This window comes from Pseudarthrobacter sp. NS4 (genome assembly GCF_024758005.1).
In the GTDB taxonomy this organism is placed as follows: domain Bacteria; phylum Actinomycetota; class Actinomycetes; order Actinomycetales; family Micrococcaceae; genus Arthrobacter.
The window spans coordinates 3,931,103-3,957,596 of sequence record NZ_CP103288.1 but is presented as its reverse complement, the minus strand read 5'-3'; the positions used below and the strand labels follow the sequence as shown (position 1 = coordinate 3,957,596).

Annotated in this window: 26 protein-coding genes and 1 pseudogene; 11 read left to right on the top strand and 16 right to left on the bottom strand. The window is 65.3% G+C overall.

Features of this window, described 5'->3' with window-relative positions; translation table 11 throughout:
- Positions 1 to 48: 48 nt before the first annotated feature.
- Positions 49 to 1,269, bottom strand: coding sequence for an N-acetylglucosamine-6-phosphate deacetylase (locus tag NXY83_RS18625; RefSeq protein ID WP_258806344.1), 1,221 nt, complete (start codon positions 1,267 to 1,269; stop codon positions 49 to 51).
- A 288-nt stretch (positions 1,270 to 1,557) separates the two neighbouring features.
- Positions 1,558 to 2,856 (bottom strand): MFS transporter, encoded by a 1,299-nt coding sequence (locus NXY83_RS18620; protein WP_258803688.1) that lies wholly within the window; start codon positions 2,854 to 2,856, stop codon positions 1,558 to 1,560.
- A gap of 175 nt (positions 2,857 to 3,031) precedes the next feature.
- Here NXY83_RS18620 and NXY83_RS18615 point away from each other — a divergent pair, with 175 nt between their 5' ends.
- Positions 3,032 to 3,871: an IclR family transcriptional regulator gene (locus tag NXY83_RS18615; RefSeq protein WP_258803687.1), complete on the top strand. Its 840-nt coding sequence runs from the start codon at positions 3,032 to 3,034 to the stop codon at positions 3,869 to 3,871.
- Positions 3,872 to 3,975: 104 nt separating this feature from the next.
- A complete protein-coding gene (locus tag NXY83_RS18610) occupies positions 3,976 to 4,809 on the top strand; it encodes a hypothetical protein (RefSeq protein ID WP_258803686.1) in 834 nt (277 codons plus the stop codon).
- A gap of 76 nt (positions 4,810 to 4,885) precedes the next feature.
- Here the strand turns inward: NXY83_RS18610 and NXY83_RS18605 are convergent, their stop codons facing one another.
- Positions 4,886 to 5,500, bottom strand: coding sequence for a thymidylate kinase (locus NXY83_RS18605; protein ID WP_258803685.1), 615 nt, complete (start codon positions 5,498 to 5,500; stop codon positions 4,886 to 4,888).
- A gap of 221 nt (positions 5,501 to 5,721) precedes the next feature.
- On the opposite strand from NXY83_RS18605, the gene NXY83_RS18600 reads away from it, so the two are divergent.
- Positions 5,722 to 5,991 carry a hypothetical protein gene (locus NXY83_RS18600; protein WP_258803684.1) on the top strand — a complete coding sequence of 90 codons (270 nt, stop codon included), beginning with the start codon at positions 5,722 to 5,724 and terminating at the stop codon, positions 5,989 to 5,991.
- Position 5,992: 1 nt separating this feature from the next.
- Positions 5,993 to 6,927 (top strand): annotated as a pseudogene (locus tag NXY83_RS18595) (threonine/serine dehydratase).
- Positions 6,928 to 6,961: 34 nt separating this feature from the next.
- On the opposite strand, the gene NXY83_RS18590 reads toward NXY83_RS18595, so the two are convergent.
- The 3 genes from NXY83_RS18590 to hisC all read right to left on the bottom strand — a co-directional run bounded on the left by NXY83_RS18590 (position 6,962) and on the right by hisC (position 9,294).
- A complete protein-coding gene (locus tag NXY83_RS18590) occupies positions 6,962 to 7,300 on the bottom strand; it encodes a YgdI/YgdR family lipoprotein (RefSeq protein WP_258803683.1) in 339 nt (112 codons plus the stop codon).
- Positions 7,301 to 7,528: 228 nt separating this feature from the next.
- Positions 7,529 to 8,203 (bottom strand): YitT family protein, encoded by a 675-nt coding sequence (locus NXY83_RS18585; RefSeq protein WP_397427526.1) that lies wholly within the window; start codon positions 8,201 to 8,203, stop codon positions 7,529 to 7,531.
- Positions 8,200 to 9,294 (bottom strand): histidinol-phosphate transaminase, encoded by a 1,095-nt coding sequence (hisC, locus tag NXY83_RS18580; RefSeq protein WP_258803682.1) that lies wholly within the window; start codon positions 9,292 to 9,294, stop codon positions 8,200 to 8,202. Before hisC ends, NXY83_RS18585 begins: the two co-directional genes overlap by 4 nt.
- A 91-nt stretch (positions 9,295 to 9,385) precedes the next feature.
- On the opposite strand from hisC, the gene NXY83_RS18575 reads away from it, so the two are divergent.
- Positions 9,386 to 9,892, top strand: a complete 507-nt coding sequence (locus tag NXY83_RS18575; protein ID WP_258803681.1) for an Lrp/AsnC family transcriptional regulator — start codon at positions 9,386 to 9,388, stop codon at positions 9,890 to 9,892.
- 181 nt (positions 9,893 to 10,073) lie between these two features.
- On the top strand, positions 10,074 to 12,068 hold the full coding sequence (locus NXY83_RS18570; protein ID WP_309484102.1) for a rhamnogalacturonan lyase: 1,995 nt from the start codon (positions 10,074 to 10,076) through the stop codon (positions 12,066 to 12,068).
- A 103-nt stretch (positions 12,069 to 12,171) separates the two neighbouring features.
- Here the strand turns inward: NXY83_RS18570 and NXY83_RS18565 are convergent, their stop codons facing one another.
- Complete coding sequence (locus NXY83_RS18565) at positions 12,172 to 13,134, bottom strand: SRPBCC family protein (RefSeq protein WP_258803680.1); 963 nt, start codon at positions 13,132 to 13,134, stop codon at positions 12,172 to 12,174.
- Between the two features lie 169 nt (positions 13,135 to 13,303).
- Positions 13,304 to 13,939 (bottom strand): SRPBCC family protein, encoded by a 636-nt coding sequence (locus tag NXY83_RS18560; RefSeq protein ID WP_258803679.1) that lies wholly within the window; start codon positions 13,937 to 13,939, stop codon positions 13,304 to 13,306.
- Positions 13,940 to 14,343: 404 nt separating this feature from the next.
- Here NXY83_RS18560 and NXY83_RS18555 point away from each other — a divergent pair, with 404 nt between their 5' ends.
- Entirely contained in the window at positions 14,344 to 15,612 is a 1,269-nt protein-coding gene (locus NXY83_RS18555) for an IS110 family transposase (RefSeq protein WP_258802807.1), read from the top strand.
- An 89-nt stretch (positions 15,613 to 15,701) separates the two neighbouring features.
- Here NXY83_RS18555 and NXY83_RS18550 read toward each other — a convergent pair whose 3' ends face one another.
- Together NXY83_RS18550 and NXY83_RS18545 are read right to left on the bottom strand one after the other, a co-directional pair.
- The gene (locus NXY83_RS18550) at positions 15,702 to 18,365 is read right to left on the bottom strand and encodes a Tat pathway signal sequence domain protein (RefSeq protein ID WP_258803678.1); all 2,664 of its coding nucleotides are present in this window, start codon (positions 18,363 to 18,365) and stop codon (positions 15,702 to 15,704) included.
- 133 nt (positions 18,366 to 18,498) lie between these two features.
- A complete protein-coding gene (locus NXY83_RS18545) occupies positions 18,499 to 18,654 on the bottom strand; it encodes a hypothetical protein (RefSeq protein WP_258803677.1) in 156 nt (51 codons plus the stop codon).
- A gap of 228 nt (positions 18,655 to 18,882) precedes the next feature.
- On the opposite strand from NXY83_RS18545, the gene NXY83_RS18540 reads away from it, so the two are divergent.
- Positions 18,883 to 19,494 carry an NADPH-dependent FMN reductase gene (locus tag NXY83_RS18540; RefSeq protein ID WP_258803676.1) on the top strand — a complete coding sequence of 204 codons (612 nt, stop codon included), beginning with the start codon at positions 18,883 to 18,885 and terminating at the stop codon, positions 19,492 to 19,494.
- Between the two features lie 79 nt (positions 19,495 to 19,573).
- Here NXY83_RS18540 and NXY83_RS18535 read toward each other — a convergent pair whose 3' ends face one another.
- Both NXY83_RS18535 and NXY83_RS18530 read right to left on the bottom strand, forming a co-directional pair.
- Positions 19,574 to 20,050, bottom strand: a complete 477-nt coding sequence (locus NXY83_RS18535; protein WP_258803675.1) for a sensor histidine kinase — start codon at positions 20,048 to 20,050, stop codon at positions 19,574 to 19,576.
- A 135-nt stretch (positions 20,051 to 20,185) separates the two neighbouring features.
- Positions 20,186 to 20,779 carry a TetR/AcrR family transcriptional regulator gene (locus tag NXY83_RS18530; RefSeq protein WP_258803674.1) on the bottom strand — a complete coding sequence of 198 codons (594 nt, stop codon included), beginning with the start codon at positions 20,777 to 20,779 and terminating at the stop codon, positions 20,186 to 20,188.
- An 83-nt stretch (positions 20,780 to 20,862) separates the two neighbouring features.
- On the opposite strand from NXY83_RS18530, the gene NXY83_RS18525 reads away from it, so the two are divergent.
- Complete coding sequence (locus NXY83_RS18525) at positions 20,863 to 21,642, top strand: SDR family NAD(P)-dependent oxidoreductase (protein ID WP_258806340.1); 780 nt, start codon at positions 20,863 to 20,865, stop codon at positions 21,640 to 21,642.
- A gap of 106 nt (positions 21,643 to 21,748) precedes the next feature.
- Here the strand turns inward: NXY83_RS18525 and NXY83_RS18520 are convergent, their stop codons facing one another.
- Positions 21,749 to 22,939 (bottom strand): rhamnogalacturonan acetylesterase, encoded by a 1,191-nt coding sequence (locus NXY83_RS18520; RefSeq protein WP_258803673.1) that lies wholly within the window; start codon positions 22,937 to 22,939, stop codon positions 21,749 to 21,751.
- Positions 22,940 to 23,352: 413 nt separating this feature from the next.
- On the opposite strand from NXY83_RS18520, the gene NXY83_RS18515 reads away from it, so the two are divergent.
- Complete coding sequence (locus tag NXY83_RS18515) at positions 23,353 to 23,538, top strand: hypothetical protein (RefSeq protein ID WP_258803672.1); 186 nt, start codon at positions 23,353 to 23,355, stop codon at positions 23,536 to 23,538.
- Between the two features lie 232 nt (positions 23,539 to 23,770).
- On the opposite strand, the gene NXY83_RS18510 is transcribed toward NXY83_RS18515, so the two are convergent.
- The 3 genes from NXY83_RS18510 to NXY83_RS18500 form a co-directional block, all read right to left on the bottom strand.
- A complete protein-coding gene (locus NXY83_RS18510) occupies positions 23,771 to 24,091 on the bottom strand; it encodes a DMT family transporter (RefSeq protein WP_258803671.1) in 321 nt (106 codons plus the stop codon).
- Entirely contained in the window at positions 24,088 to 24,444 is a 357-nt protein-coding gene (locus NXY83_RS18505; protein WP_258803670.1) for a DMT family transporter, read from the bottom strand. The genes NXY83_RS18510 and NXY83_RS18505 overlap by 4 nt, the downstream gene beginning before the upstream one ends.
- 116 nt (positions 24,445 to 24,560) lie before the next feature.
- A complete protein-coding gene (locus tag NXY83_RS18500; protein WP_258803669.1) occupies positions 24,561 to 25,199 on the bottom strand; it encodes an isochorismatase family protein in 639 nt (212 codons plus the stop codon).
- A gap of 134 nt (positions 25,200 to 25,333) precedes the next feature.
- Here NXY83_RS18500 and NXY83_RS18495 point away from each other — a divergent pair, with 134 nt between their 5' ends.
- Positions 25,334 to 26,284 carry a GlxA family transcriptional regulator gene (locus NXY83_RS18495; protein WP_258803668.1) on the top strand — a complete coding sequence of 317 codons (951 nt, stop codon included), beginning with the start codon at positions 25,334 to 25,336 and terminating at the stop codon, positions 26,282 to 26,284.
- Positions 26,285 to 26,494 lie beyond the last annotated feature (210 nt).

The following is a 26,494-nucleotide window of genomic DNA, read 5'->3' as shown; positions in this document are numbered from 1 at the left end:
CTGAAGATTGGCTGCTGATCAGCTAGGCCACGGGACCCCACGTGCCCGTTACGCGGACCGTTCCAGCGCAGTGACCCACTCACCCCGTCGCAGCACCCCGCCCAGGTTCAGGTCTGAATCAACGACGACGACGTCGGCCGGCATCTCCGCGCGCAGGTCGCCTGCCTGCGAGGAGATTCCCAGGACCGCAGCCGGAACGGCGCTGGCCGCCAGGACGGCATCCTGCAATGCGACTCCCGCGGCGACGGTTGTACGGACAACATCCAGCAAAGTGGCGGTTCCGCCGGCGATGGCACCGGTGCTGTCCACCCGTGCCACGCCCTGGCCCACCGTTACGGCGACCGTGCCCAGCCGGTATTGCCCGTCCTGCAGGCCGGTGGCCGCCATGGAATCCGTGACCAGGGCAATGTTTTCTGCCCCTACCAGATCGAATACCAGCTTGACGGTCTCGGGAGCCAGGTGGACGCCGTCGGCGATCAGCTCCACGACGGCGTTCCCGGCATGTGCCGCTCGAAGGCTGGCTGAAACGGGGCCGGGGGAGCGGTGGTGCAGGCTGGGCATGGCATTGAAGAGATGGGTAACGGTGGGACGGAACCGTCCGGTCGGGTTTGCTGGATCGCCGAGTCCGGCGGCTGCGCGATCCAGGAATTCTGCGGCAGCGTGGTGGTCGGCGGCCGTGTGTCCCAGGGACGGGATGATCCCCTGGGGTGCGAGCAGGTCCACAAGCACCGCGGCGCCGGGAAGTTCGGCGGCCAGGGTCATGGAGGCCAAAGTGGGACCGGCCGCTTCCAGCAGTTCGCCCACCAGGCGGGCGTCCGGTTCCAGCAGCAGCCCGGGGTCGTGTGCGCCGCACTGACCGGACGCGAGGAAGGGTCCCTCCAGATGGGAACCGGCTATCAGCCCCTCCTCGGCGAGTGTCCGCAGCGCCTTGAGGTTCCGGACCAGGTGCTCCGGCGATCCCGTCACCAGGCTCGCCAGCAGCGTGGTGGTTCCCCGGCTGTGCAGGTACCTGGCGGCGGACCGGGCGCCGTCGACGGATCCCTCGGAGAAGTCACAGCCTTGCGCGCCGTGGCAGTGCAGGTCCACCAGGCCGGGCAAAAGAATGCGGTCAGCAGCAGCGGGAAGTGCCTCGCGGGCAGAATTCGAGCCGGGAAATTCCGACGCCGGCCCCGCGAAGGTGATGCGGCCGCCGTCGACCGCTACGGCGCCGTCGGTAACGTCCATGCTTCCGGTAACGATGCGTCCGCGAAGTATCAGTTCGCTGCTGATGGTTACACGCCTCCGGTTGTCAGTGCTGCGGGTCATGCGGGCTGCGAGGGCAGGGTCGGCAGCGTCGGCCCGCCATGCGCCGGAATGGCCCTGCAGACTTGCCTTGGCGGATGTGGACGGCATTGACCCGCTCTCGAGAAGCGACGCTACCAGCTCAAGCGCAAGCCTGCCGCCGCTGGTCAGAACGCGGTTCATCTCTGCCTGTTGGAGCGGCCAGTGCCTCGACAGGGTCCAGCGCGGGCGGCGGGGCGGCAGCGGTTCTGCCGGCCCGCCTTAGGGTTGGCGCGGTCAGGCCACCAGTTCGGCGTCGGGAGCCACGATGGAACGCTTCGCGGTCCGGGTCCGGAGAGCCAGCATGAGGACCGCGCCCAGCAGGGCAGGTGCCGCAAAGGCCATTGCGGCCGCCGGCACCCCGCCGCCGAAGCTCACCAGCAGTGCCCCGTAGGTGGGGCCGGCGATGGCTCCGATACGGCCCACCGCGAGTGCCCAACCCAGCCCCGTGGCGCGGGTGGCCGCAGGGTAGAACTGCGCGATGTAGTCGTTGATCATGTTCTGTGTGCCCAGCCCACCAAAGCCTGCGACGCCGGCGAGCACCGTCATGAGCGCGGCCGGCGGGTTGAAGGACATCAGGAGCAGGGCGATGGCGGCACTGATGAAGCCCACGATCACCAGCGGCCGCGGTCCGAACTTCTGGCTGGCCACGGACGCCAGGACCGTACCCACAACGGCGCCCACTGAGTAGGCCAGCAGGAACGACACGGAGGAACCGACACCGAACCCTGCGGTCCGCATGATCTGGGGGAGCCACGTGCTGACGCCGAAGATTGTCAGCAGGCTCAGCACCGTGATGGCCCACAGCAGGAAGGTGGTGTGGGCGGTGCCGTTGGCGAACAACGCGCGGGTGGGCGAAACGCGAATGCCCGTGGCGGGGACTTCCGTGGTGCGGGGCAGGCCATACAGTGCCTCAATGCGATCTGCCTCGGCATTACGGAGCTGGGTCCGCAGGAATGACGGCGACTCGGGCAGCAGGAACCACGCGAACGGAACCAGCAGCAAGCCTCCTGCGCCGATGGCGTACACCGGGCGGAAACCGCTGGATTCCAGCAGCGCCAGCGAGGTCAGGGAAGCCGCCACCGTGCCCGTGGCCGGTCCGGTCAGGACGGCCCCGAGGATCAGTGATTTCCGGCCGGGCGGTGCGAACTCGTTGGTGAGCGCCACCGCCGTCGGAAGCAAGCCGCCCACGCCGAAGCACGCGATGAAGCGGTAGAACGCAAACGACTCCCAGCTGGGCGCCGCGGCGCATGCCAACATGGCCAGCGAAAACAGCGCCAGGGCGCTGACGAAGATGCGGCGCCGGCCCAGCCGGTCCGTCAGGGTGCCGACGATGAGGGAGCCGAGCAGCATCCCCACCAGCGCGATGGAGCCCACGGCGCCTGCGGCGGCAGGCGTTACGTTGAAGGGCGGCTGGCCGATCAGCCCGGGAAGGGTGGCGCCGTAGACGTAGAGGTCGTAACCGTCGGCGAGCAGGCCAAGCCAGCACAAGACAAAAATTCCAACCAGGGATTTCCTGGGGGCGTTGGAGTTCATCGTTGATTCCAATCGGTAAGGGTGGCAGGCAAATTTCGCCGGCGGGACGTCCATCAGCCTGTCCCCGAACCCAAGCCTTCGAAATCGTACTTTTCACTCAGTGAAAATACACTTTGTGACGGAGGCCACAAGCGGAAGGCTTGAACTACTCGGCGCGTAAGGAACTGGAGGCATCATGGCGGGAGCAGGCCGCGGGGCCAGGCCGGTTCAGGAAGGCCCCGCAGACCCCGTGGTGGTGCGTGCCCTCAGCCTGCTGGCGCAATTCAGTGAGCAGCGCCGGGCCCTGAACCTGTCCGAGTTGTCCCGGCTTGCCGGCCTTGCCCCCGCCACCGCCCTTCGCCTGGTGCGGCACCTAACGGAGTGGGGTGCCCTGGAGAGGTTGGAGGACGGGCGTTACGTGGTGGGTGTCCGGCTCTGGGAAATCGCATCGTTGGCGCCCCGCGGCCATGGGGTGCGCCAGATCGCGCTCCCGTATCTCGAGGACCTGTATGAGGTCACGCGGCACCACGTACTCCTCGCCGTCCGTGAAGGCAGGGACGCTGTGCTTATCGACAGGCTCTCCTCCCGCACCGCGACCGAAGTCGCCTACCGGGTGGGAGGCCGGATGCCATTGCGCACCACCGCCGTCGGGCAGGTCCTGCTGGCCCACGCCGCTCCTGAATTCCAGGCGGAGTTGCTCGCGCAGCCAGCGGAAGCCGAACCGGGTTCCGAAAGCATCCCGGGCCCCGGGCTGCGGGCCGCGCTCGCCGGGGTCAAACATTCCGGCGCCGCGGTGGTCCGAAGAAGCCGTCCGTCCCGCACTGTATCCGTTGCCGCTCCCATCCGTGGAGCCGACGGCGACGTTGTGGCGGCGCTGTCAATCGTGGTTCCTGACGCTGCCACGCCCGCCCATGAACTGGTGCCGCTGGTACGTGCCGCCGCCCGCGCCATCTCCCGTAACCTGGGACACCAGGCGAAGGCAAGTGGTGCGTGGCGGCATTCGCCGTTGCCGGAGCAGGGGAAACAGCCGGCCTGACCTGGAGCTTTGGACCGTTACCAAGTCGGTATTTCACACTTGGGCCCAAACCCTTTACAGTAGGAAACACTAAGCATGCTTCCTATTTCGAAGGGGTTCACCTGATGCGAAAAGTACCTGCGCTTGGATTGATGACTGCGGCAATGCTGGCACTGGCCGGCTGCACCGGTGGCGGAGACGGGGCAGCCAGCCCCACCGCAACGGCCACTGCCACCGAAACCGCCGCGGCTGACAAGGTGTATACCGAGGATGAGCTGCGCGATCTCATCTCCGGCAAGACGGACGCCGACGGCAACGAACTCAAGCTCTACTCCAAGGAGCAGGTGGACCAGGGCGGGAACATCGCCAACCTGCTCCTGAGCACGGCAACCGTTGACCCTGAGGACTGCAAGGACATCGCCACCGCAGGCCTGCTGGACACCGTGGAAGAAGGCGAGGTGGCCGTCGCGCTATCCGAAGGCGACCAGCCCCGCACCCTCTCCGCCCAGTCCGGCAGCGAAGGTCCTGACGCCGAGGAAGTCCTCACGGAGATCAAAGGCAAGATGAGCCAGTGCTCCACCTTCACGGTTGAAGCCCTGGGCCAGAGCTACGAAGTCTCCAGCGAGGAAGTGCAGGCTGAAACGGACGCGGCTGAAACTTTCGCAACCCTCAGCACCCGCAGCGGGGAGAACCAGGAGCTGATGCAGGTTTCCGCGGCTGAGGGCCGGCTGCTGGTTGTGGCCACCAAGAGCGGCGCGGACCTGGGCGACGCGGACCAGAAGGAACTTGAGGACCTCATTAACGAAGTCCTTGAGGACGCCGAAGGCGGCGCAACGTCCAGCCCGACGTCGACCACCACCAGCACGGCTTCGCCCGATGATACAGCGTCACCGACGGCAACGGTCACCGAGACCGTAGAGGGCGAGACGTCCACGGCTTCGCCGACGCCCTCGCCCTAGCCGCAACGCCCTGGCTGTAACAACAAAAGGTGGGCGGGACCGGCTGGTCCCGCCCACCTTTTTGTCCTGTCCACCTTTAGTGTCGTTTTGTGGCTGCTTCCCTTGACGGAATGTGTTCGCTGGCGGTGACTCCGCTCATCACGCGCTCAAGGCGTTCTGCCAGTTCCGGGGCGGGAAGGGCCGCGTCCACCTTGATGAAGCTTCCGTATTCCGGCAGCGCCGAGTAGGCGTCGCGGAAGGCAACCAGGTCCTCGAGGGTCTCCGCATCAGTTCCGCGGGCGACAATCCGCCGGTGTGCCTCATCGGGTTCAATTTCGAGGTGGATCACGGCAGCCGGGCTGGGCAGTACCGCCAAAAGCCACGGCAGGAGACGGCCGCGGGGAATGCCGTTCGTACCACGCAGGGCCAGCTGGCAGTACAGGTGTCGGTCCATCACTACCAGCCCGTTGAACCGGCTGGCCTGCAGGTGGGAGACCAGGACGTTCCACACCCGGAAGGTGGTTTCGACCGTGTCAGCGAGGCGTTCCGGCAGCCGAACCCCCCATCTGGCCTGCAGGACCGACATGCTCCGCCTGCCCGCGTGGTTGTTCAACAGCAGGGCTTTCCCGCCCTTGGCCTGAACGGCCGACACCAGGGCGTGGGCTGCCGTGGACTTGCCGGAACCGTCTATTCCGGTAAGAACAATAATCATGTGGCCTCCTTCCGCCATGGGGTTAACGCCGGGGACTCCGTCGAAGTCCCTGCTGAGTCGCGATCACAGGTAACGGACCGGTTTTCACAGGCTCCGCCAGGCAATTCACAGGTTCGGTCCCGATACCAGCGAACCACAGCGGTCAGAAGTAGGCTGAAACCGGCGCCGGGTTCCAGCCCGGCCCCGAACAGCCAGAATTCCCCAGGGTGAAAGGCAGGACCATGACAACTTCGAACGACGAGCCCCAGAACACCGCTGACCTTCGGGGGCCCGGCGATCCCGACGAGCCCAACAGCAGCCCTGAAGTGACGAAGGCCCCGCAAAGCGGGCAGCACCCTGAGCTTCCCCACGCGGCCAACATCCGCGAAGAGCAGCAGGCGCACGCGGCCGGCACCGTTCCGGCATCGTATACCGGTAGCGGCGCCCCTGCCCAGGACCACAAGCCCGAGGAAGCGCTGGAGGAACCGGGAACCTGGGACGACGAGGTCTGACGTGATTACCCGCGGCGACGTGGACCAGGCCGCGCGCCGGACCGCCGGCCTCACCCGGCTCACCCCGGTGATGGAAGCTGACCGGGACGCTTTTCCAGGTCCGGTGTGGTTCAAATGCGAATTCATGCAGCACACCGGGACCTTCAAGGCCCGGGGAGCCCTCAACCGGATCCTGGCCAGCAAGGAACGCGGCGAACTGCGTACGGAGGTGGGAGTGGTGGTCGCTTCCGGTGGAAACGCCGGCCTCGCCAATGCTTACGCAGCGGCGCAGCTGGGTGTGCCGGCCACAGTGTGTTTGTTCCTGCAGCGGCACCGGCCGTCAAGGTCCGGAAGCTTGTAGCCATTGGTGCGACGGTGGTGCAGGGCGGAACGGAATACGCAGTGGCCTATCAGGCGGCCGTGGCGCACGCCCGGGAAACCGGGGCCGTGTACTGCCACGCCTACGACCAGCCGGAGATCGCCGCCGGCGCAGGAACCGTAGGGTCCGAACTGCTGGACCAGCTCCGAAGTGTGGATACCGTGCTGGTCGCCGTGGGTGGTGGCGGCCTGATGGCAGGAGTCGCCGCTGCCGTGGAAGGCCATGCAAAGGTGGTGGCCGTGGAACCGGAAACAGCGCCGACTTTGCACGCAGCGCTGTCCGCCGGAAAACCTGTGGACGTGGCGGTGTCCGGCGTCGCCGCGGACTCCCTGGGTGCCCGCAGCATCGGAGACATCGGCTTCTCCGTGGCCGTCCGCACCGCCGTCGAAAGCGTCCTGGTGAGCGACGACGACATTGTTGCCGCGCGCTCGGCGCTGTGGGACGGCTACCGCATGGTGGTGGAGCATGGTGCCGCGGCGGCATACGCGGCCCTGGCCTCCGGCGCCTATGTGCCGCGCCCGTATGAGCGCGTGGCCGTAATCCTGTGCGGCGCCAATACGGACCCGGCCAGCCTGTAGCCGGGGCAGCCGGGTCCGCTCAGCGAGGTAATGCCTAGCTGCAGAACCGGCTGTAGGTGTTGCCGGCCTGCTCGTAGTCTGCCTGGAGTTCGGCGAGCTTGGCTTCGTCCGGGGTCTCTTTCGCCTGCTCGTCCGTGTATTCGAGGATCGACTCGAGGGCGGGCTTGAGATCATCAGATGCCACCGCGTGAATGGGGCGGATCTGGTTCGCAAGACGGTTCATGCCCGTCTTGCCGGCGCTGTTGGCAGGGTTCGACACGACGGTCTGGATCCGCTCGCAGGTTTCAGCGGTGGACAGTTGTTGCGAGGTGGAGCAGGCCGTGGCGGAGAGAACGAGACCGGCGGCGAACAGGGCTGTAGCGAATTTCTTCATGGGTCCCTCAGTAGTCGATTGAGGTTTCGATTGTAAGCAGAATGGGGCATCGATGCCGTGCCGGGCCTTTCTTACGCTCTTGAAATTGAACCCCCAACGAAAAACCGGCTGGCAGCCAACGTCGTCACGACGCCAGCTGCCAACCAGCTTTTGTGAGGTAGCTGGGTCCGCGCCGCGCTGTTCCTGAAGAAGCCTGGAGGTAGGAGCTTCCCCGGGGCCCGGCGGCGGCTACTTTCCCAGGTAGCGGCCGGGGCGGTGGTTCAGGGCGAGGATGAGGTTCAGGAGGGTGGCGCCCACTGCGGAGAGGAGAACCATCAAAGGTGACACCAGCGCCAGCGCCGCGAGCACGATGGTCACGTCCAGCACCATCTGCACATAACCGGCACGCCACTTCAATTTCTCCTGCAGGAGCAGGGCCAGGATATTGAAGCCGCCGAGGCTGGATTTGTGCCGGAACAGGATCAGCAGTCCGACGCCGGCAAGCAGGTTCCCGCCCAGCACGCCGTACACCGGGTTGATAGCCAATGCCCCGAGCACGGCCGGATGCAGGCTGGCCATGGCGGAGACCAGGGCAATCGCTGCGCCTGTGCGCAAGGCAAAGTTCCAGCCTTTCTTCCAGACCGCCAGGCCAAAGAAGGGCAGGTTCACTGCCATGAAGATGACGCCGAACGGCAGTTGAATGGAGTAGCTGAGCAGCAGCGCCAGCCCGGCCGTTCCACCGGTGACGGCTTCACTGGATTTGAGCAGGTACAGGCCCAGGGACGCGGCGAACGTGCCGGTGAGGATGCCCAGGATGTCTTCAGCCAGGGAATGGCGGACGGCCGACGGCGGCGTGGCGGGCAGCGCCGTCGTCCGTTTTTCCGCGGTGGCAGGGACAGTGGTGGTGGCAGTCGTGGTGCTCACTGGTCCGCAAACCGCCCGCGGTTGGAAAGAACCGCCAGCACGCGGTCATTCGTTTCCCTGTTGGCCAGGGTGATCCGGACTCCGTCTCCGACGTATCCGCGGGCCAGGATGTCCGCCTCGGCGAGGGCGCCCAGCAGCTGCCCGCGCAGCTCATCCGAGGCACGGAGCCAGTAGAAGTTGGCCTGGCTGTCCGGGACCTTCCAACCGAGGCTGCGGAGTGCCGCGATGACACGGGTGCGTTCCCCGGCAACTGCATTGGTCCGTGCCAGGATTTCATCCCCGGCTGCCAGGGACGCCATGGCTGCAGCCTGCGCCATCCGGTTGACGCCAAAAGGGATCGCTGTGCGGCGGAGGCCGTCAGCCACGGAAGGCCGGGCGATGGCATAACCGATCCGCAGGCCGGCCAGCCCATAAGCCTTGGAAAAGGTCCTCAGGATGCACAGGTTGGGGTACCGCCGGTAGAACTCGAGGGAGTCCAGACCGGGACCGCGCCGGTATTCGATATAGGCCTCGTCCAGCACCACCAGGACCCGCGGCGGGACGGCCCGCAGGAACTCCTCCAGCTGCTCCGCTGCAATGGACACGCCCGTGGGGTTGTTGGGGGAGCAGAGGATCACCAGACGGGTACGGCCGGTGATGGCAGCGGCCATGGCTGCAAGGTCGTGGTGTTCGTTCTCCAGCAGGGGTACGGGGACAGGCACCGCGCCGGCTACCGTGACCAGGATCGGATACGCCGCAAAGGACCGCCAGGCAAAAACAACCTCGTCGCCCGGATCGCAGACAGCAGAGATGATCTGCTGCAGCACCCCCGAGCTTCCCGGTCCGGCGGCGACTTCATCGGCTGACACCGAGTGGTGCCGGGCGAGCGCTTCCCGGGCGTCAACGGCACCCATGGACGGGTAGCGGTGGATCCTGCCGGCCTCTGCCGAGATCATGTCGACGACGGATGGCAGGGGAGCGAAGTGGCTTTCGTTCGAAGCCAGGGCAGCAGTCAGTTCCGACTCTGCGCTCTTGCCGGCGACATAAGCGGGAAGTTTTGCGACGGCGGCGCGAAGCCCGGGTGCTGCCGATTCGGGGAGGGTGCTGGTCATGCAGGCATCGTGGGATATTCCGGGAAGTGTGCGCAACACAGCTGTCTTGTGCAGGACAGATCGGGGCCGGGGACCTGCCCAAGGTGGCAAAATGCTCACTATGCACCTTATCGACGCTCTTGATGCCGAGATCCTCCTCACGCTTGACCAGGATCCACAGGCCACGGTCCTGTCCCTGTCCCGGACACTCGGCGTGGCACGCAACACTGTCCATGCCCGGCTCCGGCGCCTGGTCAGTGACGGCACCCTGGCTCCGTTCAGCCAGCGGGTCCGGACCGGGGCGCTGGGCCTCCCTCTGATTGGCTTCATCTCGATTTCGATCAGCCAGTCCGCCAGCGACGAGGCGATGGCGGCCCTGCGGACCATTCCGGAAATCATCGAAATGCATGCCACCACGGGTGACGCCGACCTGCTCGCCAAAGTGGCGGCGAAGGACCCGGCGGACCTGCACAGGGTGACCAACAGGATGTTGGCGGCTGCCGGCGTCGTACGCACCAGCACGGCCATGTCACTGGTGGAAGTTATGCCTTCCCGCACCCTGCCGCTACTGGAGGCAGTCGCAGCAAGGAACAGCAAGAGAACAAATTCTCCCATTTAGTACCGAAAAAACCTTGACCCCACTCGCGGGGCACTGATAAACCTAAAGGGCAGAAAGCGTTTTCCATCGCGCCGGAACCCCCTTGAGTCATCTTCTCGGAGACCATCCGGCGGTCTAAGTGAAACGTTCCAACTGTTGGCCCGGCAGACTCAGCTGCCGCCGCATCAAAGGAGATGTTCCCTTGCTCTATCCCTCAAAATGTTCCCCAAAGTTCCGGGCCGGCAGGGCCTGGAAAGCGGCGCCCCTGGCTGCTGCTGCCTCACTGACCGCGGCAGCGCTCGCCTTTACCGGGGTTCCCCTGGCACAGGCCAACCCCGCGCTTCCGGAAGCATCCGGCAAGTCGGCGCTCAAGCGCCAGGTGGAGAACCTGGACCGGGCGCCGGTGGCCGTACTCACTGACCAGGGCGTCACGCTCGGCTGGCGCATGCTTGGCCTGGACAAGGACAGCATCGGGTTCCACGTGATCCGCGACGGCGTCCAGCTCACCGAAGAGCCCATCCGGGACACCACTACCTATGTTGATCCGGCCGGAACGGCAGCCTCCAAGTACGTCATCAAGGCCGTGGGCAATGGCAACGGCCAGGACAAGCTCAGCGCGGAATTCATCCCGCTGGCGCAGGACTACCTGTCCATCAAGCTGGACAAACCGGCCGACGGCGTCAGCAAGGACGGCAAGCCCTACACCTATACTGCCAATGACGCCACGGTGGCGGACCTGGACGGCGACGGCAGCCACGAGATCATCCAACTGTGGAACCCGTCCAACGCCCAGGACAACTCCAGGTCCGGCTTCACTGGCAACGTGTACGTGGACGCGTACAAGATGGACGGCACCAAGCTCTGGCGCATCGACCTCGGCCACAACATCCGCGCCGGCGCCCACTACACCCAGCTGATGGCTTACGACTTCGATGGCGACGGCAAGGCAGAGGTCTCCTTCAAGACCGCTGACGGCACCAAGGACGCCGCGGGCACCGTTATCGGTGACCCCGCAGCCGATCACCGCAACAGCGGCGGCTACATCCTGTCCGGCCCGGAATTCCTCACCGTGTTCAACGGGGCCACAGGCACCATCATGGACACCGTGCCCTACGACCCGCCCCGCGGCAACGTCTCCGCCTGGGGTGACGGCTACGGCAACCGCGTGGACCGGTTCCTGGCCGGCGTCGCCTACCTTGATGGAGAGAAGCCGTCCCTGATGTTCAGCCGCGGCTACTACACCCGCACCGTCCTGGTCACCTATGACCTGGTGGACGGCAAGCTGGTGAAGCGCTGGACCTTTGATTCGGACATCGCCGGCGCAGAGTACAGGGGACAGGGCAACCACAACCTCTCCGTGGCGGACGTGGACCAGGACGGCAAGGACGAGTTCGTCTTCGGCTCCATGACCATCGACGATGACGGCAAACCGCTCTACAACACCAAGCTGGGCCACGGCGATGCTATCCACACCGGCAATCTCGATCCGTCCCGTCCGGGCCTTGAGACATTCGCCGTACACGAGAGCATGGGCCAGAGCGGCAACCGGGGAGCCACCTTCCGTGACGCTGCCACCGGTGAAATTCTTTGGAACATTCCCGCCACGCGGGACACCGGGCGCGGCGCCACCGGCGACATCGACCCCCGTTTCCCGGGCTCAGAGAGCTGGGCTGTGGGCGGCGGCGGCGCCTGGAACTCACCGGTTGGCGAGCTGCGCTCGGCCAAGGGCGAACTGATCGCGAATAAGATCCCGGCGGCCAACTTCATGGCCTGGTGGGACGGCGACCTGCTCCGCGAGATCGTGGACCACGACTTTGACGCCGCTGCCGGCGTCGGTGTGCCCACCATCTCGAAGTGGAACTGGGAAACCGAATCCAGCGACCGGCTGCTGACCGCGACCGGCGCCCGCACCAACAACCACACCAAGGGCAACCCGTCCCTGCAGGCAGACCTGCTGGGTGACTGGCGCGAGGAACTGGTGTTCCCGTCGTCTGACAGCACCGAACTGCGGATCTACACCAGCACCTCACCCACCGAGGTGCGGCTCCGCACCCTGATGCACGACCCCATGTACCGGACGGGGGTGGCCAACCAGAACGTGTCCTACAACCAGCCGCCGCACCCGAGCTTCTTCATCGGTGAAGGCATGGAAACCCCTGCCATGCCGTCCGTGACCTACACGGGCACGGACAAGTAGCACCGGGCAAGTAGCACCGGAATACGCAAGCCGCCAGGAACGGCAAAGCGCCGCCCGCCTCGGGGGAGAGGCGGGCGGCGCTTTGGCGTGCGGTCAGTCCGGGTCAGTGCTGGCCGAGGTTGCCGCCGATGGGCGGCAGGCCGCCATCGGGGCGGCGGTCGTCACCTTCACGTTCAGCGGCGCTCAGGTTCTCACCTTCCACCGTCTCGTCGGATTCGCCGGTGGTGTCCACCAGGCCGTTGGTCTGGTCGAAGGAGTGCCCGATCCTGTCATCGCCCAGATCGGCGAGCGAACCGGTGGAGCCGGCTGCCGCAGCCGTACCCGCGGTACCCGTGGTGCCAGTCGTGCCCGCCGTCCCCGTTGTTGTGGTGTCTGTCGTGGTGTCAGACGTGATCGGCGTAACGGTGGCCGGTTCCCCGGTAGTCGCTGGAGTTACCGTTTCATCGGCAGCCGCAGTTGTCTCCTTGTTGGTGCCGGCCGCCATGGCAGCTGCTGCGCCGGCGGCTGCGGCTACGCCGAGTCCAGCGGCGACCTTGCCTGAGACGCCTGCCTTGCCGGAGTCGCCGCGGGACCCGGCGGCGTCTTCCACGCCGGGCGTGCCCACGGTGGCACCGGGGTTGACGGCGCCGCGCCAGGCGCCGCTGGCGTAACCTTCATCCTCAATGAATTCCTTGAACCGCTGCAGGTCTGCTTCGGCCTGCCGGTCCACCACGTTGAGCTTGTCGCCCACCTTCTCAATAAGTCCTTCGGGCTCGTATTCGAGCGTCAGCTGCACGGACGTCTGTCCGCCGCCGATGTCCTCAAATTCCACAACGCCCGCGTTTGTAGCGCCTTCCGTAGCGGCCCAGGCGATCTTGCGGTCCGGTACCTGCTCCAGAATCTTTGCTTCCCACTGCCGGCGGACGCCGCCGATCTCGGCTACCCACTCCAGCCGATCGTCACTGAGCTGCGTGACAGTCTTGACACCGCCCATGAAGTGCGGGAAGTCCTCGAACTGGGTCCACTGGTTGTAGGCCGTGCTCACCGGTACGTTCACCAGAATGCGTTTTTCCACCTTCGTGCTCATAACGTCTCCTTCGCTTGTCACCGGAAACTGATGACCCGGTAAAAATCATCAGCATGCTTACCAACATACCTTTTGGGCGGGTGGGTTTCCAGAGCGGGAAGTACGACGGCGGCGTTGGCGCCGAATGGGCAGGCAATACCGCCGTCGGGCCTCAACGAAGGAAGGAGAGTCAGTGCTGTCCCAAGGTGCCGCTGAAGGGTGGAATATTGCCTTCATCGTGCCGGCGGTTCCGGCGTTCACCGGAACTGTAGTTTTCACCTTCTGCCGTCTCATCCGATTCACCCTCGAAATCGACCAGGCCGTTCGTCTGGTCGAAGGGGTGCTCGAACCTGTTGTAGGGCGGCCGTTCGGTAGTGGATGCCGCAGCGGTGGTGGGCGCGCCGGCGCGGCCCTCGTGTTCGATGAATTCCTTGAACTTCTTCAGGTCGTGGTCCGCCTGGCGGCCCACAACATGGAGCAGGTCTCCCACCTTCTCCACCATGCCCGCGGGCTGGTACTCCAGCGTCAGCGCCAGTTCGGTCCTGTTTGCGCCGGCATCCCTGAATTCGATAGTGCCGGAGTTGGTGGCACCTTCGATTGATGCCCAGGCCACCTTCCGGTCCGGAACCTGCTCGATGATCTTCGCTTCCCACCGCCGGTGGACGCCGGCAATGTGCGCCACCCACTTCAGGCGATCATCGCCAAGCCGGGTCACGCTCTCCACGCCACTCATGAAGCGCGGAAACTCCTCGAACCGGGTCCACTGGTTGTAGGCGGTACTCACCGGGACATCGACCACAATCCGTTTCTCAACTTTCGTGCTCATCGCGTCTCCTTCGACTGAACCGAATCCGATGAAGAACTGAGGTCATCAGTAATTTCACGATAAACCCCCGCGGCACCGAAAACACCCCCAACCAGGTAGCAGCAGGTGTCGTTTCTAGGGTCCAAAACGACACTTACTGCTACCCAGTTGGGATGGAGGCAGCTAGCCTTTGTGTCCCTTGCGGGACGCCCGTTCCGGGCTGAAAATGTCCTTGTGGTCGCCTGCCGACGCCGTGGTTCTATGGTTCATTCAGGCCGTCAGCTAGCCGGGCGCTGGGGATCACGCTGTGGGCCCTTCACTGTTTCGTTAGCCGAGAACGAGGACTAGATTCCGATTTTCCCGGTGATCCCACGGGCGGCCGCTTATCCATTCAGCGGGGCGTCGGGTGAGGAGATGAGTAGGCCATGCTGGCCGAATCCCAGGATGAGGAGCAGATCATTGCCAGGGTCGCGGCCCTGGATATAGGCAAAGCCGAACTCGTGTGTTGTGTCCGGGTCCCGGCGGTCGGGAACCCGCAGAAGCGGTTACAGGAGGTGTCCACGCATTCGACCATGAGCCGATCCCTGGGGGAACTGGCCAACCATCTGGTCGATCTCCGGATCGAGCGGGTGGTGATGGAGGCAACCTCCGATTACTGGAAGCCGGTGTTCTATCTCCTCGAGGCTCACGGGCTCGAACCGTGGCTGGTCAACGCGCGCGACGTTAGGCATCTGCCGGGACGTCCCAAAACCGACGTGCTCGACTCGGTCTGGCTGTGCAAAGTCGCCGAACGGCAGATGCTGCGGCCCAGTTTTGTCCCGCCCGCCCCGATCCGGCGGCTGCGGGACCTGACCCGGTACCGGATTGACCTCGTCGGGGCGCGGACGGCAGAAAAGAACCGGGTCGAAAAACTCCTTGAGGACGCGTGCATCAAACTCTCCGTCGTGGCTTCGGATATTTTCGGGGTGTCCGGCCGGGAGATGATGGCGGCGCTCATCGCCGGCGAACGGAATCCGAAAGTGCTCGCCCAGTTGGCGCGGGCAAGCATGCGGAAGAAGATCAGCGAACTCGAGGAGGCGTTCAGCGGCCACTTTGATGACCACCACCGCTTCCTGCTGGCACGGATGCTGGCCAGGATCGACGGGATCGATGCCGATATCACGGCGGTCGATGAACAGATCGAGGTGCAACTGGCCCCTTTCGCGGGGGCGGCGGAGCATCTGGATGAGATCCCGGGCATCGGCCCCGTCGCCGCCGCCATTATCCTGGCCGAAATCGGGGCCGACATGACCCGGTTCCCAACCGCGGGGCACCTCTGTTCCTGGTCGAAGTTCTCTCCAGGCATCAATTCCTCCGCCGGGAAGACTAAGGGCAACGGCTCGACCGGGCATGGCAACCGCTATCTCGCCCGGGTCCTGGGAGAGGCAGCCGTCGTGGCCGGAAAGACAGATACGTTCCTGGGCGAACGCTACCGAAGGATCGCCCGGCGACGAGGCAGGAAACGCGCCATAGTCGCCATCGGACGTTCCATCCTCGTCATCGTCTGGCACCTGCTGCAGGATCCCAATGTACGTTTCCGCGACCTCGGCGCCGATCACTTCAGCCGCCACACCAACCCCGATACCAGCAAACGCAACCACGTCCGCCAACTCGAAGCCCTCGGCTACACCGTCACCCTGACCCGGGCAGCCTAAGTTCCAATCTTCAGGACTCGCCGACGGCTCTACTTTGCCCCGGACACCCACACCCGCGCCAACCACAGGCGCCGCATCTCATTTTCGGACTAGCGCAGGTGCTTGCCGATCAGCGCCAGGTTCTGGATGGCCGCGAGGCCGAACTGGGCGGTGTCGTTCGTGGAAACGGTGGGCGCCTCGTCCACCGGCAACAGCACATGCGGGGGCTCGATCCTGCGCAGGGTGAAGGCCGATTCGTGGTTCAGGTGCTCGCCGCCCTCGGCAAAGCTTTCCCAGGCCCGGGCCGCCAGGTCCGCATCATCCAGCCGCGCCGCAGCGTAGGCGGTAAGCCGGCTGTGGGCCTGGGTGAGGTAGATGCCCGCCAGCGGCTCACCCACGGCCTCCACCTGCTCCTCTTTCGTGGCCAGGAACAGCCGGCAGTACTGCAGCCAGGCCCGCTCAAAGTCCGGATCCGGGACCAGGTCCACCAGTTCACTGCAGATCTCAACCAGCCCGAACACCGCGCTGAGGTGCGATACCTGGAGAAGCTCCCGGCCGGTGTCGAACCGTCCCTTGTCCAGGTCGTACAGCGCTTCGCCGGTGAGGAAGCCGTACTTGAGGGCGCCAATATCCGCCATGGTGCCCAGGAGGCGGTCGCGTGAACGCGGGTTGCCGGTGCGCTCCCAGTCCGTGAGCCAGGTGGCGGCGAGGGAACCCCAGTCTGTTCCGAGGCCCACGCCCAGGGCTCCGCGGTTGGGCCGGTATGTGTCAGCGTCCGGACGGACCTTGCGGACCGGGTCCAGGCCCAGGAAGTTCTGGTCGCTGTCCACCAGCTCCGTCAGCAGGTCACCGGTGCGCTCGTCCGCCGTCAGGTAGTAGTAGAAGCGGCGGTACGCGGGCGTGCTGATGCGCAACTGCTTGGCACTGCACCCCCAGTGCTGGACGTTGTGCCGCGAACCCAGTCCCTTCCACGGCCCCAGGTGGTAGACGTCCACCTCTCCGGTGTGGCGGGTCATGGCCTCGGCGAACCGGAAAATGTCCGCCCGGCCCGAGCGCAGGTAGGAGTACCAGAGCCAGAGGTCGGGGGAGAGCTCGGAGTTGTCCCACGCGTAGCCGCCAACGTCATACCGCCAGACGTGCCGGTCAAAGTCGTAGGTGTGCATCACGTCGCCGTAGTTCCAGAAGCCGTACCAGCGGCGCTGCTCCACCTGGCCGGTGTAGAAGTCGAAGAGGAAGTCCAGCCGGTCCTCCAGCCGGGCGCGGGCCGGGGTGCTGCGGTCCACCGGGTCCCAGTCGCCAAAGACGCCCACGGAGTGGAGGTACCCAGGGGTAGCCTGGAGGAGCGCGGGGGTTGACGCGGCCGCCGCGTCCGCGGCGAGGCTTTCCGTTGAAGGAGTGGCGTCGTATGCGAAGAGAGTTAACTCATGTGTGCGGGCAATCCCGGTGGGATTGCCAAAGCCGGGTTCGTAGTCCTCATAGGTGATCTCGAGTCCCTCGAGCTGCTCCTCGAACGTGTCCTGGCCCAGGCCGTCGTGGTAGAACCGCAGATCCATCGGCTGTGCTTGAGGGGAGTAGAGCCAGGCGGTCAGGGAAGCCTCGCCGGTGGCCGCGCCGCGGATGTCCAACTGCCCGGGGTGGGACTGCCAGAAGTCCTTGATTCCAACGCCCAGCCCGCCGCGGGTGTCGCTCAGGGAGCAGAAGCCCGCTGAGCGTGTTCCACTTGAGATCCCCACCCAGCCGTGGCCTGCCGCAGTGCGCTTGCGCAGTTCGAAGCCGTCCGCGCTGAGCTGGCTGAGCGTGTAATCGCTCCAGGCCGGAATGAGGTGGAGGCGCTCGGAGACTTCGGGGTTCCAGGTTGCCGGCGGCGGGGTGGGGCGGCCGGCGATCTGGGCATCGCGCACGTCGTCGCCGGGGTCACGCCGCAGGCCGGTGAGGCCGCGCACCGCTTCGGTGAGGAATCCGCCGTCGGCACCGGCAATGCGGATGTGCCGGTCGTGGAGTCCGGCCTCCAGCGGCACCGTGAAGCGGACGCCCAGGCCGGCCAGGAAGTCGCGGTTTGCATCGCCGTCCCAGATGAACGAATGCACCATCCGCACGCTGCGGGCGTTTGCGTAGAAGTAGAAACGGATGACGAACGGCAGCCAGTTTCGTCCAGAGCCGCCTCGGACGTCCGGCCGGTGCGAGCCCTCCAGCCGCACTACGGCACGGACGGGGCCGCCCTGTTCAAGCACGACGGCGGTGACTTCGCCGGTGAATGACTCCCGGGCAGCTGTTCCGGCGCCCTCGGGGATGCCGTCCTGCAGGAGGCTGACCAGGCGTGCGTCCCGGGCAACCGGGCGGCCGTCCCGTGACAGGCTGCTGAACAGCCTTGAGCCGCTTCGGTTGATCGCCATTTGCAGGGCGCCGGTGTCCACAGTGATTGCGTCTGCCGTTTCAGTGACGCTGACCCGGGTGCGGCCCTGGCCGGCCGTACCGTCCGACGGCGGGAGGCTGGCTGCCTGAGGCGACGCGGCGCCGTCGGACGCTACCTGGTAAGACGACGACGGCGCATCCGTTGCCGGGATCGCGATCCCCGCCCACTTTAATGACCCGTCGGGCCAGGTGGCCAGGGGCCAGGCCTGGCTGGGGACGGGTGTTCCGTTGGCATCTGCCACTGCCAAGGACCCTGCCCCCGCCACCGTTCCCCTGGCGAAGGGCATGCCCCACGTGGTTCCGCCGCTGGTTTCCGCCGGCGCGTCGCCGTCGATCCACCTGATGAGGGTGCTGTCCGTCATGTCGTCCAATTCCGCTGGTGATTGTCGCGCCGGGATTTCCCGCAACCCGGCGGGAAAGCGCTTTCTGGGTCGCGGTTAAACCTAGTGCGGCTGACGGGCGGGCTGCAAGGGGTGGCCGGATTACGGCAGGAATTTACGGGGTCTTCCCGGGCGCAGGCGTTTCGGGGACGTCGGGGCCTTCGGCCGGATCCTGGGTGTGGACCCGGATGTCCGTGGGATCCGCGTCCGGATCCCCCTCGGCAGGGGCCTCATTGTGGACGCGCTGGTCCTGCAATGGGTTTTCGGTCATGGCTGCTCCTCTGGGACGGATGGGATGCGCTGGACACCGGGGGACTGCGCTACCTGATCATTGAGCGCTCCCCGCAACGGCCTGTCAAGGACCATCTCCGCTCTGGCCGCGGCCGGTCTTCTGTGCTGGACTGGTGCTGCAGTGAGCACCAACCGCCGTCTGCGGACGGCACCATTTCCCTACAGAACATGGACGGCCGGCGCGGACCGGCCATTGGAAGGAACACTCATGGCACCATTCAAGATCGGATACTTCGTGGGGAGCCTGGCCACCGGCTCCATCAACCGGGTCCTCGCCAACGCCCTCATCAAACTCGCACCGGAGGACCTGGAGTTCACCGAGATCCCCATCAAGGACCTTCCCCTGTACAGCTACGACTATGATGCCGACTTCCCGCCGGAGGGGCGCGCCCTCAAGGAGGCCATCGAAGCGTCGGATGGCATCCTGTTCGTGTCCCCCGAGTACAACCGATCCATTCCGGGCGCACTCAAGAACGCCATCGACTGGGGATCCCGCCCATGGGGGAACAACTCCTTCGCCCGCAAGCCCACCGGCATCATCGGCGCCTCCGTGGGCAGCATCGGCACCGCGGTGATGCAGTCCTCCTTCCGCAGCGTCCTGAGCTTCCTGGATGCGCCGCAGCTGAACTCCCCCGAGGCCTACATCCACTACGACGCTGCGGTGTTCGGTGAAGATGGCGAGGTCAGGAACGAGGACACCGCCAAGTTCCTTCGGCACTTCATGGATGAATACGGAGCCTTCGTTGCCAGGGTCCTGGCCGCCAATGCCCCCGGCCACATCGGCGACCTTGAGCACGATAGCGCGAAGCTGACGCGCTAGCCGCCAGCGCCCGGGCATGCGGATGCCCGCCGTCCCCGCACGGCGGGCATCCGGGTCTATAGGCCAATATCAGGAGCCGTTAGTCCAGCGGCAGCGTCACCGTTACGCTGGTGCCGTAGCCCGGGCGCGAGCTGATATCCACGGAGCCTCCGGCTTCCTGTACAGCTACGGACATGAGCCGCAGCCCGTATCCGTGGTGACGCCCGGACGCGGCGAGATTGCTGTCAAACCCCGAGCCGTCGTCGGCCACTACCAGGCGGATGCCGTGGCCCACGGCCGCCAGTTGGACCGTCAGCCGGGACGCCTCCGAGTACTTGTACGCGTTGCTGAGCGCCTCGCGCGCCGCCTGGTACAGCAGGGATGCGCAGGCCGCCGGAATCTCGATGCCCCAGTGCGGAGTATCCCAGCGGACCACGGTCCCCCGCCGGCGGAGGGGTGCCGTAAGCCGGTCGATGCAGCCGGCCAGCCCCAGGGTGTGGAAGTCGAGGGGATGCTGATCTGTCAGCACCCCTCCCACAGTGGTGATTTCTTCGTCGAGTGCTGCTTTGTTTGCCATGATGTCCTGCTCCCCACAAGCTGGCCGGTCCTTCATGCCTCCAGCGTGGACCCGCAACTTCAGGGGACGGCAAGGTTTGACGCAAGATCACATCAATTCTGCGCGGCTGTTTTGGTGGGGGCTTTTGCCAAGCGGTTAGCCCACGCTCAGCACCGACAGGGCCCGCCGAAGATAGGGGACCGGGTCGGGATCATCACTTGCCGCCCAGTGCAGCCAGGCTTCGAATGACGCGCCGATGAGGGCGGCGCACAGGTAGCGGGCAGTTTCCGCGGGGATGCCCCTTTGGGTGAGGTAGGACGCGGCCTGCTCGCGACGGGAGCCCAGGAAATCGTAGCTTCGGCCCATCAGTTCCGGGTGTTCGGCGATCAGCCGGAGACGCCCGCGGGTCACTGCCAGATCCGGGAGGACGGCTACGCTGGCGATAACAGCCTCGCGAAGTCCGTCCAGGGCCTCGCGCCGGGACGTGGAAGCTGCAGGCGCTGATTCAAGTGCATGTTCCGACGCCTCAACCACCGGTCCCATACCGCCCCAGACCAGGTCGGCTTTGTTGGCGAAATGGCGATAGAGGCTCTTGCGCCCGACGCCTGCCTGGCGGGCAATGTCCTCCATTGAGGTCTGCTCGTAACCGCGCTCGGCAAACATCTTGAGGGCCAATGCGGCGATCGCGTCAGGGTCGATGCTGACAGGTCGTCCCGTACGTGTGGCTGTGATCAGGTCATCCGAAGGCATCCCACCAGTATTCACCCTTCCATAATGACACAGGGTGTCATAAGGTGGTTGGCATCACCCTTATCACTGTCTGGAAGGACATCATGGGCAACGAACCCGCATGGCAGGAAGCCATCACCCCTAACCGTTTTGCCGAAAAAACCGTCATTGTTACCGGTGCCGCGTCCGGCATTGGGCAGGCGACGGCCCTGCGCGTCGCGAAGGAGGGCGGCAGGGTTATCGCCGCGGACATCAGCAAGGAGCGCCTGGATGCGCTGGTGGAAGAGAACAAAGGTTTGGACCTGGTACCCGTTGCCGGCGACATATCCACCGAAGAAACCGTCGCCGCCGTCGTCGCTGCCGCCGGCGGGCGGGTTGATGCCTTGGCCAACGTGGCCGGGATCATGGACAACTTCGCCCCCATCCATGAGGTGGATGACGAACTCTGGGACCGCGTCTTCCGGATCAACGTCACCGCGCTGATGCGCCTGACCCGCGCCGTCACCCCGCTGATGCTCGACGCCGGCGCAGGTTCGGTGGTGAACGTCTCCTCCGAGGCCGGGATCCGCGGCTCGGCCGCTGGCGCCGCCTACACCGCGTCCAAGCACGCCGTCGTCGGCCTGACCAAGAACTCGGCCGTGATCTACGGACCCAAGGGGCTGCGCTTCAACGCGGTCGCCCCCGGGCCCACCATCACCGGGATCGTGGCGAACTTCGGATCGCAGATGGCCGCCGAACGCCTCGGCCCGCTCATGCAGGCCAACATCCCCACCCCCGCCACCGCCGCGCAGCTGGCCGCCTCCATCACCTTCCTGCTCAGCGACGACGGCACCAACATCAACGGCGCCATCCTCGCCTCCGACGGCGGCTGGTCCGCCCTGTAATATCGCCCGGCGGCCGTGGCCAACCCTGCAGGGGATAAAACGACGGCGGGATGCGGCACTCTGCCGCACCCCGCCGTCGCCCTTTGCTCTGTTAAGCGCTGCCCGGTTACAGGCCCTGCCGGGCCAGGTCCTCAGCCAACAGGCGCGCGAGTTCAATGGCGCCGGCGCGGTTCGGGTGGAGGGTGTCGCCGGTCATGAACAGGGCAAGCGTTGCTTCCGGACCAATTTCCGTGAAGTACCGGGACGCCAGCACGTTCAGGTCCACCAGGTGCACGCCTTCCTCCTGGGCCAGGGCCACCGTGGAGTTCCGGTACCAGCGGTTCACCGAGGTGTGGACGCCGTCCACAAAGTCGGTGGCGCGGCCCTGCGGGGTCACCAGTACCGGCGTGGCTCCGGTCGCGGCTACCTGCCGGACCATGTCCCGCATGATCTCCTTGAACTCCGCCTCGGTGGTGGCGTTCTTTGCGGCAGTGTCGTTGATGCCCATTTCCAGCAGAAACAGGTCGCCGGGCTTGATGTATTGCAGGATGGCTTCGAGCTGGCCGCCATTGCGGAAGCCGCGGGCAATTTGGCCGCCCGTGGCGATGTTCCGGACACCGAACTCCTCCGGATCCACGAACTGCGGCAGCATCTGGCCCCACCCGCCCTGCACACTGGAATCCAGGGGGTAGTAACTGGCAACCGTGGAATCCCCGCCCACCCAGATGGTCGGGTCCATTTCGGGATGGCGGGACACCTTCTCGATAACCAGCGAACTGAGCGTGAACGCGGTTCCCACCTTGCCCTCGGTGACCAGGAGGTTGAGCTGGCCGTCCAGGACGGGCATTTCAAAGGAGGCCGTGGCGCCGTTTCCGGTCAGGTTCATCTCCTGGAAGACCCCTTCGGCGGCGATGCTGGCCCTGGATGTGTCGCCCAGAGTGACGGTCACCTTGTAGAGGCCTTCCTTGAGGTCCACGTTGAATGTGTTGCTGCTCCTGGTGCCGAACTGGAGGAAGCGCACGGCGTCGCTTCCCGCGCCGGTTCCCTTGGCGGGAACGTTCACCATGTGCCCGGGGGTGTTGAACCCGTAGCGTGCTTCGGGGCTGTAGGCATCCGTTGCGCTGACACCGGTGTAGCCGTCCTCTACAGGCCCGTTACCGAAATCAAAGCGATAGTTGCTGGGTTCGGCGCTGGCTTCGGGGGCTGCGGCCAGGGTCAGTCCAGCGCCGCTGAGCAGGACGGCGGCGGCCAGCCCGACGGCGACAGTCCGTTTGGCGGTCTTGCCAGGTCTGGCGGGGGTTAGGGCGCTGCTGAGCATGGTCATCTCCTTTGATGGGGCGCTTCTCGGGGGGCGAAGAGATTTTGTATCGATTCATCGCAAAGCGTTACAGCATTTGTAACAGCGGGTGTCATTGGGAGTCAAGACTTTTTGTTCGTTTCTTGTTTGCTTTTGTTTGCTGCTGTCATCGTTTGCGACGCTGGGTGACTTGGTATCGGCAGCCGGATGACGGGGAGGTGAGCCGAAGTTGTCCTGTAGCCTCTACGGAAGCCGGAATCTTCCAGGCCTGTTGCGGCCTCATCCGCAGGCTGGCCGCGGGCCGGACTGTCGCCGGACGTCGTCCTGAAGGCGGCAGGGCCGGCCCGGGACGCGCAGTAAATAAATCGCGCTCTTCCGGCGCCTTTCCGGCTACGGGCTGTTAGCGTAGAGGCCCGGCCAATGAAGGAGGAGCGATGACTGTCAACTCACCCGATTCCCTGCCCGAGGACGAACCTCAGGAGGGCGCTGCAGGTAGTCCAGGCAAGAACGACGGCGGGATCCCCAAGGGCGGCGATGGCATCGGCATCTCTGCCGATGCGGAGCCGAACACGTTCGAGCCCGAGGAGGACCCGGACGCCACCGAGGAGCCGAGCCATTAGGGAACTGTGTCAGGCGTCGCTCAAGGTTGAATCAAGATTCACCAAAGTCGCCTGATATGGAAATCTACCCGACCTACTGCCGGGTAGATTTCTAGCTGTTTCCAGTACCCCAACACGGAAGCAAAGGAAGCCCCCGCGCTGGAGCCTGACTCGCGCGGGGGCTTCCACTCAAGTCCCGCCCAGCCGGCGCTCGCCACCTCTGGATCCGGGTCTGATCCTGCCGCCGTCGCCTCTAGTGCGCTGCGCCGAGCTCGATGAGCAGGACGCCGCCGATGATGAGGCCGAGTCCGAGCATCATCACGGGGGTGATCATCTCCTTAAAGAAGACGCGGCTGGCAAGGGCGGTGAGTGCGACGCCGGCGGCGGCCCAGATGCCGTACGCCACTCCGAGGCTCATTCCCTGTTTCAGGGTCAGAGTGAGGAGCGTGAATGCCAGGAAGTATCCGACGCCGACAGGTATGTACCAGCGGCGTTTGCCGGTGGAAGCGACGCGCAGGAAGAGGGTGGCGGTCACCTCGGTGACGATTGCCCCTGCCAGCAACAGCCACATCATGAGCGAACCATTTCTTTTATCGGTTCTTCTTCCGGCGATTTATGGGACCCGAGTTCCACGCAGAGCACCCCGCCGATGACCATGGCGACTCCGATCATCATCACGGGGGTCAGCGCTTCACCAAAGATGAGGGCGGCCAGCAGCACGGTGAGTGTTACCCCCAGCGCAGCCCAGATGCCGTAGGCAACGCCGAGGCCCAGGCCTTTACGGAGGACCGCTGCGAGGAAGCCGAAGGACGCGGAGTAACCGACGACAACCACCACAAAGAAGGCAGGATTGTCCAGGGCCGCTTTCAGGTAAAGGGAAGCAGTCACCTCACTCAGGATCGCGCCGGCGAGAAGAATCCACTTCATGTAAACAGTCCTTGAAATTCGTTTCGGTCTTGGTCCCCTGTATGGAACAGCGCGAATGCCGGTGGTGTTCCCCGGCTTCCCACCCGGCACAGCAGGCGGGAAGCCAGGGCGGCCGGCTACGCCTGGAGGACCAGTTCGGAGCCCGCGACCGCGGAGCTGCCGAGGTCACTCCTTGAGAGGGCCTGCCGGGTGTCCAGGGCGTTGGTCCATGTATCAGTATCGGCCACCGCTGCCCAGTTCGAGTTCAGCAGTGCGAGGAGTGTCGTGTGCACGGTGTTTGCGTCGGCGAAGCCGGCGTCATTGGCGAGGTTGATGGCGCCTGTGGCGTCTGAGAGGACTTCGGTGGTGAAGCCGAGGAACTCTGCCTCCACGGCGGAGGCGAGCACGCAGTTGTTGATCATGTAGCCGGCCAGGGTGACCGTGTCGACGTCGTGCTTCCGCAGCCATTCGGCGAGGTCCGTGCCGGCGTAGACGGACCCATACTGCTTGACCAGCGACTTCCATTCGGCGGTTTTGCGGCGTTCAACCTCGGGGTGCAGGTCGAAGCCTGGTGTGCCGGGCGCAAAGACCGGCGCACCTTCACCTGCCGAGTGCTGGATCACGGCAATGGGAATGCCGGCGGCGATGGCGGCGTCAGCTGCTCCCGCAATCATGGGCAGGGACTCCTGGTGCGGCGGGTACTGGATTTCGAGGGGGCCGCTGAAGTACTGCTGCTGCACGTCAATGAGGATAAGGGCGCGGCGGAGGGTGCTCATGTTCTTGGTTCTCCCTGATGGTTGCTGGACTGTCTTTTGGCGCTTTTCCAGTCTTCCCGTTGCCATTGGTTGCTAACAGTGGCACGAAGGCGCATATACGATGGATTCGGGCCAAGATCGTCGGAAGGAGCAACATGCGGATCGCGGTGTACGCCTTCGATGGGGCGACGATGTTTCACCTCGCCGTGCCGCAGATGGTTTTTGACGAGGTGGCCCGCCAAGGTCTTGCCGGGTGGAAGACGGTCCTCTTTTCTGATCGGGAAGGCGGGATCACCACCGCAGAGGGCTATCGGCTGGGTGAGATAAAAGGCCCGGAGGCTGCGGAAGAAGCGGACGTGGTGGTGGTGCCCTCATGGTTCGACGACGGGCGCGTCCCCAGCGATTCGCTGCGGCAGGTGCTTCAAGGGGCGCATGGTCGCGGGGTGCCAGTTCTAGGGTTATGCCTCGGCGCGATTCCGCTGGCAGACGCGGGGCTGCTTGCAGGGCGTCGTGCAGTCACGCATTGGCAGGCTTTCGATTCCCTTGCTGCGCGGCACCCCGATGTCCCGCTCGACCAGTCTGTGCTCTATATCGACCACGGTGATGTGCTGACCTCGGCCGGCACCGCCTCCGCCCTCGATGCCTGCCTGCACCTGGTCCGCGCAAAACTTGGAGCGGAGGCGGCAAATCAGGTGGCACGCAGCCTCGTCATCGCGCCGCACCGGGAGGGTGGGCAGGCGCAGTACATTGAGCAGCCGGTGCCGGAGCGCTCCACCGACGATCCGATCTCACGGCTGCTCGAGTGGGCACTGGGCCGCCTGGGGGAACCCCTGACCATCGACCGTCTTGCCGCGCAGGCACACCTGAGCCGTCGTACATTTGTCCGCGCCTTCCGGACAGCAACGGGGACAACGCCGGCCGCATGGATACGCGCCCGCCGTCTTGACGCAGCCCGGCGCCTGCTCGAGACCACGGACCTGTCGATAGACCAGATCTCGGCGGACTGTGGATTCGGCAACGCCGTCACACTCCGGCAAAACTTCGCTTCCGCCTTTTCCACGACGCCAACGGAGTACAGGCGGCGCTTTGACGCCCGGCTTGGCTAATGCGCGGCGTGTTCCCGCGGCCCCGTGGCTATGGCAGCCATGGGCAGCTTCTTCTTTTCCCTCCGCGAACGCTGACCTCGACTTTGGCAGTCGGTTTCCGACGGGCATCCTGAGACGTGTCGCCGGAAGAGTACTGCGATGTGTCGACACTATTAAGGTCACTTGTGACCTGCATAACGCCAACAGATATATTAGTCGTTGCTTTGCCGA

Bases quoted from the DNA above. Each gene is read 5' to 3' on its own strand.
- NXY83_RS18495 (WP_258803668.1), top strand. From the start codon at position 25,334: ATGCGGATCGCGGTGTACGCCTTCGATGGGGCGACGATGTTTCACCTC.
- NXY83_RS18575 (WP_258803681.1), top strand. From the start codon at position 9,386: ATGCTCACTATGCACCTTATCGACGCTCTTGATGCCGAGATCCTCCTC.
- NXY83_RS18555 (WP_258802807.1), top strand. From the start codon at position 14,344: ATGCTGGCCGAATCCCAGGATGAGGAGCAGATCATTGCCAGGGTCGCG.
- hisC (WP_258803682.1), bottom strand. From the start codon at position 9,294: ATGACCAGCACCCTCCCCGAATCGGCAGCACCCGGGCTTCGCGCCGCC.
- NXY83_RS18605 (WP_258803685.1), bottom strand. From the start codon at position 5,500: ATGATTATTGTTCTTACCGGAATAGACGGTTCCGGCAAGTCCACGGCA.
- NXY83_RS18545 (WP_258803677.1), bottom strand. From the start codon at position 18,654: ATGACCGAAAACCCATTGCAGGACCAGCGCGTCCACAATGAGGCCCCT.
- NXY83_RS18565 (WP_258803680.1), bottom strand. From the start codon at position 13,134: ATGAGCACGAAGGTGGAAAAACGCATTCTGGTGAACGTACCGGTGAGC.
- NXY83_RS18535 (WP_258803675.1), bottom strand. From the start codon at position 20,050: ATGGCAAACAAAGCAGCACTCGACGAAGAAATCACCACTGTGGGAGGG.
- NXY83_RS18550 (WP_258803678.1), bottom strand. From the start codon at position 18,365: ATGACGGACAGCACCCTCATCAGGTGGATCGACGGCGACGCGCCGGCG.
- NXY83_RS18505 (WP_258803670.1), bottom strand. From the start codon at position 24,444: ATGAAGTGGATTCTTCTCGCCGGCGCGATCCTGAGTGAGGTGACTGCT.
- NXY83_RS18515 (WP_258803672.1), top strand. From the start codon at position 23,353: ATGACTGTCAACTCACCCGATTCCCTGCCCGAGGACGAACCTCAGGAG.
- NXY83_RS18500 (WP_258803669.1), bottom strand. From the start codon at position 25,199: ATGAGCACCCTCCGCCGCGCCCTTATCCTCATTGACGTGCAGCAGCAG.
- NXY83_RS18620 (WP_258803688.1), bottom strand. From the start codon at position 2,856: ATGAACTCCAACGCCCCCAGGAAATCCCTGGTTGGAATTTTTGTCTTG.
- NXY83_RS18600 (WP_258803684.1), top strand. From the start codon at position 5,722: ATGACAACTTCGAACGACGAGCCCCAGAACACCGCTGACCTTCGGGGG.
- NXY83_RS18530 (WP_258803674.1), bottom strand. From the start codon at position 20,779: ATGCCTTCGGATGACCTGATCACAGCCACACGTACGGGACGACCTGTC.
- NXY83_RS18615 (WP_258803687.1), top strand. From the start codon at position 3,032: ATGGCGGGAGCAGGCCGCGGGGCCAGGCCGGTTCAGGAAGGCCCCGCA.
- NXY83_RS18590 (WP_258803683.1), bottom strand. From the start codon at position 7,300: ATGAAGAAATTCGCTACAGCCCTGTTCGCCGCCGGTCTCGTTCTCTCC.
- NXY83_RS18525 (WP_258806340.1), top strand. From the start codon at position 20,863: ATGGGCAACGAACCCGCATGGCAGGAAGCCATCACCCCTAACCGTTTT.
- NXY83_RS18560 (WP_258803679.1), bottom strand. From the start codon at position 13,939: ATGAGCACGAAAGTTGAGAAACGGATTGTGGTCGATGTCCCGGTGAGT.
- NXY83_RS18510 (WP_258803671.1), bottom strand. From the start codon at position 24,091: ATGATGTGGCTGTTGCTGGCAGGGGCAATCGTCACCGAGGTGACCGCC.
- NXY83_RS18520 (WP_258803673.1), bottom strand. From the start codon at position 22,939: ATGCTCAGCAGCGCCCTAACCCCCGCCAGACCTGGCAAGACCGCCAAA.
- NXY83_RS18610 (WP_258803686.1), top strand. From the start codon at position 3,976: ATGCGAAAAGTACCTGCGCTTGGATTGATGACTGCGGCAATGCTGGCA.
- NXY83_RS18540 (WP_258803676.1), top strand. From the start codon at position 18,883: ATGGCACCATTCAAGATCGGATACTTCGTGGGGAGCCTGGCCACCGGC.